We start from the raw sequence: 13,711 nt of genomic DNA, 5'->3' as shown, positions 1-13,711 counted from the left end.
ATTCAGGGTTTCAGCTTCGCTCCTGCTCCGCCGCTATTGCCCTCGCCAGGACTCGCATCCTGATCGGTGCTGTCATCCGTGACCGGATCGGGCTGTTTCAGCACGGCGCCATTGACGATGACCGAACCATCCGGCTTGGCGTTGATGGCCCATTCGATGCGGCCGTCCGGCAGCGTCTTGCCAAATCCCTTGATGGCCAAGGCGATGGGAAAATACTGCGCCGCCTCGGGCTCGGTCTTGGCCGCCTCCTGCAGGCTCGCCACGATCTTGTCATAGCCCGCGACATCGAATGTCACATTTGCATCGGGCTTCTTGCCGGGGAAGGTCATCTCGCCTTCCAGCGCGATCTCGATATTGCCGTTCTTCACCGTGCTATGCCCGATGACGAACTTGGGCGTCTTGGCCAGGAAATCGGCGGAAATCTGATCGCCGAAATCAGCCGGCAGCGGCGGATTCTTGTTGAGGTCAAAGGTTTCGATGGCTTTCTTCGCCATGCTGTCGAGATCGATGTTGGCGCCGCCGAAGTTGAGGTCGATATCGGTGGGCAACAAAGCCACGCTCCATCTGGGCAGGAGCTGCGCGGGTATCGTCAGCCCCGATGCCTTGATCGCATAGTTGATCTTTCCGTCCTGGGCGATGCCGTCCATTCCGAACGCCGTGCCCAGCTGCGCAGCGCCGAATTTGCCGACCGGACTTTCGACCGCGAAATCCTTGAACCCGTAGGTTCCGTCGAGCCTTTCCCACAAGGGCAGCGCCGCCAGAAGAAGCGACTTGAGCTGCGCCTGGTTTGCTTTCAGCGCGGCCTCGTCTTCATTGGCCACGGCAAATGCCAGCAGATCGAGCAGCGGCCTTGTCCGCATTCCCTTGCCGGTTGCATCCACCGACAGTTCCGGCGACTTCACGGTGACCGGAAATTTCGTCCCACTCTCAGGATCGTCGAACTTGATCGCTTCCACGAAGCTCGACATCTTCTGCGTCATTGTCACGTCGACGCCGCCATTCGCGGACTTGGTCGCTGCAAAGTTTGCCGTGCTGGCGCCGGCGCTGATGTCCATGTGCTGCTTGGCATCCTTGGACGTCATCGTCATGCCGGCCATCGTGCTGGCGCCGCTGGTGAACGCTGCCAGATCGGGATTGTAAACGCCGTTGCCTTTGCCGTCCTTGATCGTGAACTGCGTGCTTTGCAAACCTTCCGGCCCGTTGACCTCGAAGGACCCGGTCTGCGAGAACTCCATCGAGACGTCCCAGGATCCGTCACTACGCGGTTTCACCATCATCGCGTAGGGCGCAAAGTCGAATTTCACGAGTTTCTGTTCCGGCAAGGCGTTGACCAGCGCCTTGAGATCAAACGTGATCCTGTAAGCGTCGCCTTCAACCGAAACCTTGAGCACGCCTTTCTCGATCGCCTGTTTGCCGACATAGCGGGACAGATCTTCGGAAAGCTGCTTCGCGCCCTGGCTGTCGACGGTCTGGGCGAAGGCAGGCGCGCTGAGCGCGAGAACGAAAACAAATGGCAAAATACGCTTCACGTCGCTTCTCCCTTTGGCCTTTGCAGGCAAAAATCACGTCTTGCTTCTGTTAGGGAAATACCATCACAGCCGCAAGACGAAGACCAGTACACGAGGCCGTCGCTTTCCTAAAGCACCAGCCGCATCAGCGGCCGCCCCGGCTTGCGTTCGACAAGCCGTTCGAAACCGGCCTTCTCGAACACCCGCGACGAGCCGACGAACAGACCGATCGAACGCGAATCGCGCGACAGGTCGATCGGGCAGGCCTCGACCAGCCGCGCGCCGTTTTCCCGGGCAAACGCGATGCCGCCGTCGACAAGGCGATGGCTGATGCCCCTGCCGCGCGCCTTGACGCGGATGAAGAAGCACGAGATCGCCCAGACGCCCGGGTCGGCGGCGTCGGCCGGATCGACGGGAGCCGAGCCCCTGCCCTGATTGTTCCATTCGGGCACGTCGGCGCGCGGGCCGATCTGCATCCAGCCGACCGCCTTGCCGTCCTCGAACGCCAGCAGCCCGGGCGGCGGTCCGGCTTCGATCCGCGCTTTGATGTGGTCCTTGTTGCGCTCCCGGTCGCTCGCGCGACGCACCGCCGGCGCCAGCCGGAAATGCGTACACCAGCAGCCGTAACAGGCGCCCTGCTTGCCGAAAAGATCCTCGAAATCCGCCCACAGTTCGGGCGCCAGTGGCGCGATGGTCGTGCTCATAAACTCTCTCCCGGCTAACCGCTTGTGGCGGCTTCCGTCCTGACGTACCATTGCATCTGTTCTCTTTATGTTCGCAGCGATGGCGGCTCCTGTCAACAATCCCGATCACGGTTTTTGCCGCGACTGCCTGACCTTTCAGCGCGGCGAGACGCGCCGCTGCGAGCGCTGCGGCAGTCCACGGCTTGCCCGCCATCCCGAGCTTTACCGGCTGCATCTTGCCCATATCGATTGCGATGCGTTCTACGCGGCCATCGAGAAGCGCGACAACCCGGCGCTGAAGGACCAGCCGGTGATCGTCGGCGGCGGCAAGCGCGGCGTCGTCTCCACCGCCTGCTACATCGCCCGCATCCACGGCGTGCGCTCGGCGATGCCGATGTTCAAGGCGCTCGAGGCCTGCCCAGAAGCAGTGGTAATCCCTCCGGACATGGAGAAATACGTCCGCGTTGGCCGCGAGGTCCGTGCCTTAATGCAGGCGCTGACGCCGCTGGTCGAACCGCTCTCCATCGACGAGGCGTTTCTCGACCTTTCCGGCACCGAGCGCCTGCATGGCATGCCGCCTGCCGTCGTTTTGGCGCGCTTCGCGCTGACGGTGGAAAAGGAACTCGGCATCACGGTTTCGTCCGGCCTCTCCTATTGCAAGTTCCTCGCCAAGGTGGCGTCCGATTTCCGCAAGCCGCGCGGCCTGTCGGTGATCGGCGAGGTCGAGGCGCTCGGCTTCCTGGCCGAACAGCCGGTGACGCTGATCTGGGGCGTCGGCAAAGCCTTCGCCGCAAGCCTGGAGCGTGACGGCATTCGCACAGTCGGCCAGCTGCAGCGCATGGAGCGCGGCGACCTGATGCGCCGCTATGGCGTGATGGGCGACCGGCTCTACCACCTGTCGCGCGGCGAGGACGACCGCCGCGTCCACCCCGACAGCGACGCCAAGAGCGTGTCGGCGGAAACCACCTTCGACACCGACATTTCAGCCATGGCCGAGCTTGTCCCGGTGCTGCGGGCGCTGTCGGAAAAGGTCTCGGCGCGGCTGAAGAAGTCGGGCATTGCCGGCCGTACCGTGGTGCTGAAGCTGAAGACGCAGGATTTCAAGCTCCGCACCCGCAACCGCCAGCTCGGCGATCCCACCCGGCTGGCCGACCGCATCTTCCAAACCGGGCTCGACCTGTTGCGCCGGGAAGCGGACGGGACAAAGTACCGGCTGCTCGGCATCGGCGTCAGCGATCTCTCGGACGACGAAAAGGCCGATCCGCCCGATCTGGTCGACATCCAGTCGCGCAAGCGCGCGCTTGCAGAAGGCGCCATCGACACGCTGCGCGGCAAGTTCGGCAAGAAGGCCGTGGAAACCGGCTACACCTTCGGCAAGGGCCGCAGTGCCAACCCGCCCGAACCGATCGAAGACTAAGACCGGCCGCCTGCATCGCGTTCAAGTGCGTTGCAGATCGATGCGGCTGGTCACCACGGTCTTGCCGGTTTTGGGATCGACGTCGGTCACCGTCAGCCGCATGCCGTTGCCGCCGGTTTTCTCGACCGTCAGCCGCGCCTTGCGGTCGCCATTGACCTCCTTCGCCCAGCGGATGCCGAGATTGATCGCATTGCCGGACCGTTTGCCGGCGAGCTGCGCCGGCCCGGTGCGGGACCCGACATAGACGCCCGTGTAGCCGGCGCCGCTCGATTTCAGATCGGCGCTGATGGCGCGCGTCACCACGACGAGACCGCGGCATTTGCCATCGAGCGACAGCGATGTCGCGGTCGCGCCGGAGCTGAAGGTGCAGGAAACATTCACCGTCGGCGCCTCGGTTGTCACCTTGACGGTCCCTTTGCCGGCGAAGCTGCCCTGGAACGAACGCAGGAAGTCGGCATCGTCGGCACGGGCGTCGGCCGCGGCCATCAGGCTGCCGGCAAGGACAAGGCATGCAAGTGGTTTCATGGAACTCTCCCCCGAGAAAGTTTATCGGAAATGCGGTGCATCCAGCGAAGCTGGCAATACGCAGACTCAAGGAACGCCTGCCAAGACGGCAGGTTCCGCCTTCAACATGACTGTTTTTTAACGCCCGGATTCCGGCGGCTGGCCCAGTCGAATGCAGTTGCTAGCGGTTGCGATGGCAGGCGTAGCTTGCGACATAGCGCGCATGGCACCCGCTCCCTCGATCCCCAAGGCCGCATTCTGGATGGCGCTGTCGATTGCGTCGTTCCTGGCGATGTCGGTCGCCGGCCGCGCCACGACCGCCGAGCTCAACGTCTTTCAGGTGGTTGAGCTGCGCTCGGTGATCGGCTTCTTCATCCTGCTGCCGCTGGTGATGACGAATGGCGGCTTTGCCGCGATGCGAACCGAGCGGCCGCTGGCCCATCTTGCCCGCAACGTGGTCCACTATGCCGGCCAGGCCGCGTAGCTCTATGCGCTGACGCTGATCCCGCTGGCTGTCCTGATTTCGATCGAATTCACCACGCCGATCTGGACAGCGATCCTGGCCGTCAGCTTCCTGGGCGAAAAACTGTCGCGGCCAAGGCTCGCGGCAATCGTGCTGGGGCTGGTCGGTGTGGTGATCATAGTTCGCCCGGGCGTCGGTTCCGTCGACCCCGGACATCTTGTCGTGCTGGGCGCGGCGGTCTGCTTCGGCATCTCGGTGGTCATGGTCAAGTCGCTGACGCGCACGGACAGCGTCGTGCGCATCATCTTCTGGATGCTGATCATCCAGTCGGTGCTCGGCCTCATCCCGGCGCTCTATGTGTGGCGCAACCCGCCGGTCGAACTCTGGCCATGGATCCTGCTCGTCGCCTTCACCGGCATGTCGTCGCATTTCTGCATGGCCCGCGCGCTTGCCCATGCCGATGCCACCGTCATCTCGCCGATGGATTTTTTGCGCGTGCCGCTGTCGGCGCTGATCGGCTGGCTGCTCTACCAAGAGCAGATCGACGCCTTCACCGCCGGCGGCGCCTTGCTGATTCTGTTGGGCAATCTGCTCAATCTGCAGCGCAAGGCGCCGCAACCGGCCGAGGTCGCCACGTCGTAGCCCTACCCTGTCAGTTCCCCTCGTCCGGTATGTTCAGCAGATGGCCGCAGGCCTTGCAGTGGACGGCATCCGGCTCGTGCCGCTGCAGTCCGCATTGCGGGCAGGGAAAGAATACCTTGGTTGGACGGAAGATCGCCTGCGCCAGCCTCACGAACAGCGATATGCCGATGATCATGGTGACGATCGCCGTCAGCTTGCCTGCTATCCCCGGCAGCACGATGTCGCCGAAGCCGGTCGTCGTCACCGTCGCGACCGTGAAATAGAGCGCATCGATATAGCCTTCGAGACCTGCCTGGCTGCGGAAGAAGAAGGTGTAGACGAAGCCGGTAACGACGAAGAGAAAGGTCAAAAGGTTGATCACCGCCTGGCTTGCCTCGCGCCACGGCTTCAGCCCACGCATCTCGAAATGCCGCCAGAGCGAGCCACTGCGCGACAGAGACCACAGCCTCAGGATGCGCAGGAAGGCGAGATTGGCGAAGGCCGTGGGCATCAGCAGCGTCAGAAGAATGAAGCCATCGACCCAGGAGGTCGGCTGCCTGATCAGCCGCAGCATGTCGTTGGAGGCAAGCAGCCGGGCGATCATGTCGGCGGCGACAAGGGCTGCCACCGAATAGTCGAGCCAGAGGAATGACGGTTTGTCCTGCAGGACCGGCGTGGCGATGAAAAAGGCGATAATGGCAAGATCGACGATCACCGCCGCCAGTTGGAAGCGGAAGGCCGCCGGGGTCCGCCCGTGATAGAGCCTGCGCAGCACATCGCGAAGCGGCGCCAAGGCTGAAATGTCCCGCGATCCGTTCTTGTCTGCCGCCATCATGGCGGACATGGCCGAAATCGGCAGGGTGCGCGACCAGCGGGAACGATCACACCAACTCCACTTCCACCACGCCCTGCACCGCGCGCATGGCGGATGCGATTTGTGGCGAGACGCGATATCCACCTGGTAGAGCGATCTCGACCTCGCCCTGCGCCTCTCCCTTGAGGACAATGATGCTGACCTGGCTGTCGCCACGCTGTTTGAGCTGCGATTGAATGATCGACGCTGGCCCATCGTCCCTGACAAAAACGCGCAGCGCCTTCTGGATGCGGCTGGCCTCGTCTTCCAGCGATTGCACCGAGTTGATGCGAAGGTTGACGCCTTCAGGCCTGTCTTCGGCCGAAACGGTGATCACCACCGAACGGCCGGGCTCCAGGAGGTCGCGATACTGCGCCAGCCCCTCGGAGAACAGCACCGCCTCGTACTGGCCCGACGTGTCGGAAAAGGCCACGACGCCCATCTTGTTGCCGGTGCGCGTCTTGCGCTCCTGCTTGGTGGTGACGGTGCCGGCAAGCCGGCCGGCGGCGGCACCACGTTTGACGGCGGCCGAAAACTCGCCCCAGTTCTGCACCCGCATCTTCTGCAGCGCCGCCTTGTATTCATCGAGCGGATGCGCCGAGAGATAGAAGCCGACCACCTGGAATTCGCGGTGCAGCCGGTCGGCGGCCAGCCACGGCTCGGTCGCCGGCAGGTTGAGCGCCTGCGACTGGGCGCCGAGCGAAGCGCCGAAAATGTCGGCCTGGCCGGAGACGGCATTCTGCTGCGCCAGCGACGCCAGCCCCATCATCCGCTCTACGCCGGCCATCATGGCGGCACGGTCGTGGCCGAAGCAATCGAGTGCGCCGGCCATGACCAGGCTTTCGAAGACGCGCTTGCCGACGATCTTCGGATCGACGCGTTCGCAGAAATCGGCAAGGTTCTTGAACGGCTTTTCGCCGCGCATGGCGACTATGTGCTCGACCGCCGCGTCGCCGACACCTTTCAGCGCCGCCAGCGAATAGAAGATCTTGTTCTCGCCGACCTCGAAGTCGCGGAAACTGGTCATCACCGACGGCGCCAGCACCTGGATGCCGAGACGCAGCGCATCCTGGCGGAAATCGGCGAGCTTGTCGGTGTTGCCCATGTCGAGCGTCATCGACGCCGCCAGGAACTCCACCGGATAGTGCGCCTTGAGATAGGCCGTCTGATAGGACACCACGGCATAGGCCGCGGCGTGCGACTTGTTGAAACCGTAGTCGGCAAATTTTGCCAGCAGGTCGAAAATGAAGTCGGCCTGCGGCTTGCCGACGCCGCGCTCGACGGCGCCCGAGACGAACCGCTCGCGCTGCTTGTCCATCTCGGCGCGGATCTTCTTGCCCATGGCGCGGCGCAAAAGGTCGGCTTCGCCGAGCGAATAGCCGGACAGTTCCTGCGCGATCTGCATGACCTGTTCCTGGTAGACGATGACGCCTTGCGTCTCCTTCACCAGATGGTCGATCTTGGGGTGGATCGAGGCCATCTCCTCCTCGCCATGCTTTCTGGCGTTGTAGGTCGGGATGTTCTCCATCGGGCCGGGACGGTAGAGCGCGACCAGGGCGATGATGTCCTCGATGCAGTCGGGCCGCATGCCGATCAGCGCCTTGCGCATGCCGGCACTTTCCACCTGGAACACGCCGACCACTTCGCCGCGCGACAGCATGGCATAGGTGTCGGGATCGTCGAGCGGAATGCGGGCGAGATCGATCTCGATGCCGCGGCGGCGGATCAGCTTGACCGCCGTTTCCAGCACCGTCAGCGTCTTCAGGCCGAGGAAGTCGAACTTCACCAGCCCGGCCTGCTCGACATATTTCATGTTGAACTGGGTGACCGGCATGTCCGAGCGCGGATCGCGGTACATCGGCACCAGCTCCGACAGAGGTCTGTCGCCGATGACGATGCCGGCGGCATGCGTCGAGGCGTGGCGATAAAGCCCTTCCAGCTTCTGCGCCATGTCGAGCAGCGTCTGGACGATCGGCTCCTTTTCCGCCTCTTCGGCAAAGCGCGGCTCGTTGGCGATGGCATCCGCCAGCTTGACCGGATTGGCCGGATTCTGCGGCACCATCTTGGAGAGCTTGTCGACTTGGCCGTAGGGCATCTGCAGCACGCGGCCGACGTCACGCAGCACGGCGCGCGCCTGCAGCGTTCCGAAGGTGATGATCTGTCCGACCTGGTCGCGGCCGTATTTCTGCTGGACGTAGCGGATGACCTCCTCGCGCCGATCCTGGCAGAAGTCGATGTCGAAGTCGGGCATCGACACACGGTCGGGGTTGAGGAAGCGCTCGAACAGCAAGGAGAAACGCAACGGGTCGATGTCGGTGATGGTCGTCGAATAGGCGACCAGCGAACCGGCGCCCGACCCGCGGCCCGGTCCGACGGGAATGCCTTGCGCCTTCGCCCATTTGATGAAGTCGGCGACGATCAGGAAGTAACCGGGAAACTTCATCTTCTCGATGATGCCGAGCTCGAAATCGAGCCGCTCGCGATACTGCTCGGCTGTATAGCCGACGGTGGGTCCATGCGCCGCCAGCCGCGCATCAAGCCCTTCATGGGCCTGGCGGCGCAGCTCGTCGGCTTCTGCCTTCAGCGCCGTTTCATTGTCGGCGCCATCGCCACCGGTAAAGCGCGGCAGGATCGGGTTGCGGTTCTTCGGGTAGTAGGAGCAGCGCAACGCGATCTCGACGGTGTTGTCGATCGCTTCCGGCAGGTCCGAAAACAACCTGGCCATATCGGCCTGGCTGCGCAGGAAATTGTCAGGCGACAGCCGGCGGCGGTTGTCGGCCGCGACCACGGAGCCCTCGGCAATGGCAATCAGCGCGTCATGCGCCTCGTAGTCGTCGCGGGCGGAGAAGAACGCCTCATTGGTGGCGACCAGCGGCAGGTCGTGGCAGTAGGCAAGATCGACCGTCGATTTCTCGATTGTCCGGTCATAGCCGGAAACCCGCTCCAGTTCGACATAGAGCCGGTCGCCGAACAGCGCTTTCAGGGTCAGCAGCCTTGCCTCGGCGAGATCACGGCGATCTTCCTTCAAGGCGTTGCCGATAGGGCCGCGCGGCCCGCCGGTCAGGCAAATCAGGCCATCGCATTGTCCCTGAAGCATGTCGGTCGTCAGGTGTACAGGCTCGCCGGGCGGCGTGTGGAGATAAACCCGACTGACGAGCCGGACCAGATTGGCATAGCCGGCCTCGGTCGCGGCAATCAGCACCACGGCGCGCATCTCCGGTCCCTGCCGCCGGCGGTCGCGCTGGCCGTCGCTGTTTTCACCGGAAAAGGCGAGATCGATCTGACAGCCGATGATCGGCTGGATGCCGTCCTTGACCGCCTTCTGCGCGAACTCCAGCGCCCCGAACAAATTGTTGGTGTCGGTGACGGCGATCGCCGGACATTCGTCCTTGACCGCGTGGCCGACGACGGTGCCGAGCTGCAAGGCACCTTCCAGCAGCGAATAGGCCGAATGCGCGCGCAGATGAATGAAGGGCCGCGCCGGCGCCTCCGGCCTCGACGCCCTCTCATAGGCTTCACGCAGCAACGGATCGCGCGTCATTTTCTCGTCTGCCACCCGGCCTGCCTTTGATCTGATCCGCGAATCTTGGTTCGTCGCCCTAATCTAGGCGCCGCGGCAACGAGCCGCCAGCGTTCCCAGTCCCAGCGTCGACCGATCCCCTGAAACTTGCCGATTCGAGCGGAAAAGCCCCACTGTCCCTCTCGTTGCGGCTCCGTGTGAAGCACTTCATGGTTGATCCGCAACAGCTGCCACAAACTGCCGGATGTAGAGGAAGTTTTTTTACGAGGAGAATTTCCATGGCTAGTCGTTTTGTCGTCGATCTATCCGGACTCAAACTCTCCAAGAGCATGGACGAGAAGCTGGCAAAGACCATCCAGCAGGCGGTGCTGGCGTCGATTGCCGAAACCCGCGCGCAACCGGACGTCGTCCTGCGCTTCCCGAAGGAATGGCTCGGCCTGGTTGCGCATATCGACCAGCTCAAGCTGCCCGCCGTCGAGAAAGAGATCGGCGGGTTGATCCGCTGACGCCATGTCGCTCGCTCCGGCAGACGGCAAAAAGGGCGCGGCGAACCCGAAGATCGCCGATCACGGCGAAAAGTCGTGTCCAAGCGCCCACGCCGAACCCGGAGCGCTTTTGATCGGTGTCGTCGGGGCCGACGGCATCGTGCAGCCGATCCCGACCCGGCTCGAAATCGACGCGGACTTCGTCGAGCGGGCAAGCAAATCGGGCGTGCCCGAAGCGCGTTTCCGCTTTGGCGGACGTTGCGTCGAGGGCAAGTGCAAGCAATGGACCGGCAATTCCTGCGACGTCATCGAAAAGGTTCTGACAGGCATGGCCGACCAGAACATCGCGCCTGCCGAAAACCTGCCGCGCTGCGTCATCCGTGGCACATGCCGCTGGTACAGCCAGCGCGGCGCGGACGCCTGCCGCGCTTGCGTCTACGTCGTCACCGATCAGAGCGCGCTGGTGGCACACGCCTGATGTGACCTCACGGGGGGCGGGCCTTTCGGGCCTGCCCTCCTTCAGCCTGTGACGAAAGTCATGCGAATTCCATGATCACCGCATCGACGGCGAGACTGTCGCCGGGCCTGGCGTTGAGCTTCGACACGGTGAGGTCGCGCTCGGCGCGCAGCACATTTTCCATCTTCATCGCCTCGACCACGGCCAGCGTCTCGCCGGCCTTGACCTCCTGCCCCTCGGCAACGGCGATCGACACGACAAGGCCGGGCATCGGGCAAAGCAGCATCCTGGAGGTATCCGGTGGCACCTTCTCCGGCATCAGCCTTTCAAGCTCCGCGATGCGCGGCAGCATGGCTCGAGCCGTCACCGACATGCCCTTCCAGGCGATGCGCAGACCATTCGGCACCGGCCTGATCTGTGCCGCAATCCTGCGGCCGTCCACCGTACCGCGCCAGATCAGATCGCCGGGCCGCCAGTCGGAGGCCACGGTCAGCGCCTTGCCGCCGTCGATCGACAGGTCGAGTTCCATCGGGATCGAGATCATGCCCTCGATGATGGCGGCCGAAAGATAGTCGGCGCCGATCTTGACCACCCAGTCCCGCTTCAGGATGCCGGAATGTGGTGCCAGCCGCCCGCCCAGCCGGTCGAGCCGGTCGCGGCGCAGCAATTCGACGGCGGTCGCGATCGACGCCAGGACCGCCTTCTCGTCCTTGTCCGGCACGATCGGTGCAAAGCCATCGGGATATTCTTCAGCGATGAAGCCGGTCGACAACCGCCCTTCCCGCCAGCGCGGATGCTGCATGAGTGCGGCCAGGAACGGAATGTTGTGCTCGATGCCGTCGACGACAAAGCTGTCCAGCGCCTCCGACATGGCGTCGATGGCCTTGAGCCGCGTCGGCGCCCAGGTGCAGAGTTTCGCCACCATCGGGTCATAGAACATCGAAATCTCCGAGCCTTCGGTGACGCCGGTGTCGTTGCGGATGACGATATCGCCGAATGTTCCCTCCTCCGGCGGCCGGTATCTGGTCAGCCGGCCGATCGACGGCAGGAAATTGCGGTACGGGTCCTCGGCATAGAGCCGGCTCTCCACCGCCCAGCCGTTCAGCTTCACGTCACTCTGCTTGATCGCGAGCTTTTCGCCGGCCGCCACGCGAATCATCTGCTCGACCAGATCGATGCCGGTGACGAGTTCCGTCACCGGATGCTCGACCTGCAATCGCGTATTCATTTCAAGGAAATAGAAGTTCTTTTCGCTATCGACGATGAACTCGACCGTGCCCGCGCTCTGGTAATCGACCGCCTTGGCCAGCGCCACCGACTGCTCGCCCATGGCTTTCCTGGTCTTGGCGTCGAGAAACGGCGACGGCGCCTCCTCGGCCACCTTCTGATTGCGCCGCTGAATCGAGCATTCGCGCTCGCCGAGATAGAGCGCGTTGCCATGCGCATCGGCCAGCACCTGGATCTCGATATGGCGCGGATCCACCACGAATTTTTCGATGAAGACGCGGTCGTCGCCGAACGAGCTTTTCGCCTCGGAACGTGCCCGGTCGAAGCCGTCGCGCACTTCCGATTGGTTCCAGGCGATGCGCATGCCCTTGCCGCCACCGCCGGCCGAGGCCTTGATCATCACGGGATAACCGATCTCGCCGGCGATCTGTTCGGCATGATCGGCATTTTCGATGACGCCGAGCCAGCCAGGCACGGTCGACACCTTGGCGGCGCTGGCGAACTTCTTCGATTCGATCTTGTCGCCCATCGCCTTGATGGCTTTCGGCTTCGGCCCGATGAAGACGATGCCCTCCTTCTCCAGCGCCTCGCAGAAGGAAGCCCGCTCCGACAGGAAGCCGTAGCCGGGATGCACGGCTTCGGCGCCGGTTTCCTTGCAGGCGGCGATGATCTTCTCGGCCACCAGATAGCTCTGCGAGGCCGGTGAAGGCCCTACACGCACCGCCTCGTCGGCCATCTCGACATGCACGGCATCGCGATCGGCATCGGAATAGACGGCGACCGTGGCGATGCCCATCTTGCGTGCCGTTTTGATGACACGGCAGGCGATCTCGCCGCGATTGGCGATCAGGATCTTCTTGAACATACTGATGTCATGTCCCTCCGGAGGAACCAGTTCTATGGACTCTCCGGCTATGTCTCAAGTGCCCCGGCAGTCCACCCAGCGCGTTCTGGCCGGTGCGCCGAAAAACGTCGCAAGGGAAGTTTGCCACCATCGCCGAACGCGATAAGGTGGCATGTGGGCTCACTGCGGAGGGCTGGCGGGCATTCGCCTCGTCAGGCAGGCTGAACAGGCCGGCCACAACCTGAAATTCTGTCGATTGCCTTGGGAGGAACTGCCTGATGAAAACCCGCGCCGCTGTCGCTGTCGCTGCCGGAAAGCCGCTGGAAATCATGGAGGTCGACCTCGACGGTCCGCGCGATGGCGAAGTGCTGGTCGAGATCAAGGCGACCGGCATCTGCCATACCGACGAGTTCACGCTGTCGGGCGCCGATCCCGAAGGCCTGTTTCCGGCCATTCTCGGCCATGAGGGCGCCGGCGTCGTCGTCGATGTCGGCAAGGGCGTCACGTCGGTCAAGAAGGGCGACCACGTCATCCCGCTCTATACGCCGGAATGCCGCCAGTGCCCGTCCTGCCTTTCGAGGAAGACCAACCTCTGCACCGCCATCCGTGCCACGCAGGGACAGGGCCTGATGCCCGACGGCTCGTCGCGCTTCTCGATCGGCAAGGACAAGCTCTTCCACTATATGGGCTGCTCGACCTTCTCCAACTTCACCGTGCTGCCGGAGATCGCGCTGGCCAAGGTCAACCCCGACGCCCCCTTCGACAAGATCTGCTACATCGGCTGTGGCGTCACCACCGGCATCGGCGCGGTCATCAACACGGCCAAGGTCGAGCAAGGCGCCACCGCCGTCGTCTTCGGCCTCGGCGGCATCGGCCTCAACGTCATCCAGGGCCTGAAGCTTGCCGGCGCCGACATGATCATCGGCGTCGACTTGAACAACGACAAGAAGCCGTGGGGCGAGAAGTTCGGTATGACGCACTTCGTCAATCCGAAGGAGATCGACGGCGACATCGTCCCGCATCTGGTCAACATGACCAAGCGCGGTGCCGACCAGATCGGCGGCGCCGACTACACCTTCGACTGCACCGGCAGCACCAAGGTGATGCGCCAGGCGCTGGAAGCCTCGCA

Annotated in this window: 10 protein-coding genes and 1 pseudogene; 5 read left to right on the top strand and 6 right to left on the bottom strand. The window is 63.5% G+C overall.

The features are described from left to right. Positions 1 to 2 precede the first annotated feature (2 nt). Both AC04SI_RS16785 and AC04SI_RS16780 read right to left on the bottom strand, forming a co-directional pair. Complete coding sequence (locus AC04SI_RS16785) at positions 3 to 1,529, bottom strand: hypothetical protein (protein WP_404279089.1); 1,527 nt, start codon at positions 1,527 to 1,529, stop codon at positions 3 to 5. Positions 1,530 to 1,636: 107 nt separating this feature from the next. Beyond that, complete coding sequence (locus AC04SI_RS16780; protein WP_404279087.1) at positions 1,637 to 2,212, bottom strand: GNAT family N-acetyltransferase; 576 nt, start codon at positions 2,210 to 2,212, stop codon at positions 1,637 to 1,639. A gap of 67 nt (positions 2,213 to 2,279) precedes the next feature. Here AC04SI_RS16780 and AC04SI_RS16775 point away from each other — a divergent pair, with 67 nt between their 5' ends. Next, positions 2,280 to 3,608 (top strand): DNA polymerase IV, encoded by a 1,329-nt coding sequence (locus AC04SI_RS16775; RefSeq protein WP_404279085.1) that lies wholly within the window; start codon positions 2,280 to 2,282, stop codon positions 3,606 to 3,608. A 21-nt stretch (positions 3,609 to 3,629) separates the two neighbouring features. Here AC04SI_RS16775 and AC04SI_RS16770 read toward each other — a convergent pair whose 3' ends face one another. Then, on the bottom strand, positions 3,630 to 4,133 hold the full coding sequence (locus AC04SI_RS16770) for a hypothetical protein (protein ID WP_404279083.1): 504 nt from the start codon (positions 4,131 to 4,133) through the stop codon (positions 3,630 to 3,632). A gap of 202 nt (positions 4,134 to 4,335) precedes the next feature. On the opposite strand from AC04SI_RS16770, the pseudogene AC04SI_RS16765 reads away from it, so the two are divergent. Beyond that, positions 4,336 to 5,217 (top strand): annotated as a pseudogene (locus tag AC04SI_RS16765) (DMT family transporter). 10 nt (positions 5,218 to 5,227) lie between these two features. On the opposite strand, the gene AC04SI_RS16760 reads toward AC04SI_RS16765, so the two are convergent. Both AC04SI_RS16760 and dnaE read right to left on the bottom strand, forming a co-directional pair. After that, a complete protein-coding gene (locus AC04SI_RS16760; protein WP_404279383.1) occupies positions 5,228 to 6,031 on the bottom strand; it encodes a potassium channel family protein in 804 nt (267 codons plus the stop codon). Positions 6,032 to 6,077: 46 nt separating this feature from the next. Beyond that, on the bottom strand, positions 6,078 to 9,605 hold the full coding sequence (gene dnaE, locus AC04SI_RS16755; RefSeq protein ID WP_488474516.1) for a DNA polymerase III subunit alpha: 3,528 nt from the start codon (positions 9,603 to 9,605) through the stop codon (positions 6,078 to 6,080). 242 nt (positions 9,606 to 9,847) lie between these two features. Here dnaE and AC04SI_RS16750 point away from each other — a divergent pair, with 242 nt between their 5' ends. Next, positions 9,848 to 10,075 (top strand): hypothetical protein, encoded by a 228-nt coding sequence (locus tag AC04SI_RS16750; RefSeq protein ID WP_404279077.1) that lies wholly within the window; start codon positions 9,848 to 9,850, stop codon positions 10,073 to 10,075. A 4-nt stretch (positions 10,076 to 10,079) separates the two neighbouring features. Further along, positions 10,080 to 10,532: a hypothetical protein gene (locus tag AC04SI_RS16745; protein WP_404279075.1), complete on the top strand. Its 453-nt coding sequence runs from the start codon at positions 10,080 to 10,082 to the stop codon at positions 10,530 to 10,532. A gap of 58 nt (positions 10,533 to 10,590) precedes the next feature. On the opposite strand, the gene AC04SI_RS16740 is transcribed toward AC04SI_RS16745, so the two are convergent. Next, on the bottom strand, positions 10,591 to 12,603 hold the full coding sequence (locus AC04SI_RS16740) for an acetyl-CoA carboxylase biotin carboxylase subunit (protein WP_404279073.1): 2,013 nt from the start codon (positions 12,601 to 12,603) through the stop codon (positions 10,591 to 10,593). A gap of 257 nt (positions 12,604 to 12,860) precedes the next feature. Between AC04SI_RS16740 and AC04SI_RS16735 the strand changes: the two genes are divergently transcribed. Next, on the top strand, positions 12,861 to 13,711 hold an 851-nt coding region (locus tag AC04SI_RS16735), incomplete at its 3' end, for an alcohol dehydrogenase catalytic domain-containing protein (protein WP_488474515.1).

This window comes from Mesorhizobium sp. CNPSo 4689, assembly GCF_057784325.1.
The sequence above is the reverse complement of the archived record's forward strand: the minus strand, read 5'-3'. Positions and strand labels throughout refer to the sequence as shown.

Bases quoted from the DNA above. Each gene is read 5' to 3' on its own strand.
- AC04SI_RS16780 (WP_404279087.1), bottom strand. From the start codon at position 2,212: ATGAGCACGACCATCGCGCCACTGGCGCCCGAACTGTGGGCGGATTTC.
- AC04SI_RS16775 (WP_404279085.1), top strand. From the start codon at position 2,280: ATGTTCGCAGCGATGGCGGCTCCTGTCAACAATCCCGATCACGGTTTT.
- AC04SI_RS16770 (WP_404279083.1), bottom strand. From the start codon at position 4,133: ATGAAACCACTTGCATGCCTTGTCCTTGCCGGCAGCCTGATGGCCGCG.
- AC04SI_RS16760 (WP_404279383.1), bottom strand. From the start codon at position 6,031: ATGATGGCGGCAGACAAGAACGGATCGCGGGACATTTCAGCCTTGGCG.
- AC04SI_RS16750 (WP_404279077.1), top strand. From the start codon at position 9,848: ATGGCTAGTCGTTTTGTCGTCGATCTATCCGGACTCAAACTCTCCAAG.
- AC04SI_RS16745 (WP_404279075.1), top strand. From the start codon at position 10,080: ATGTCGCTCGCTCCGGCAGACGGCAAAAAGGGCGCGGCGAACCCGAAG.
- AC04SI_RS16740 (WP_404279073.1), bottom strand. From the start codon at position 12,603: ATGTTCAAGAAGATCCTGATCGCCAATCGCGGCGAGATCGCCTGCCGT.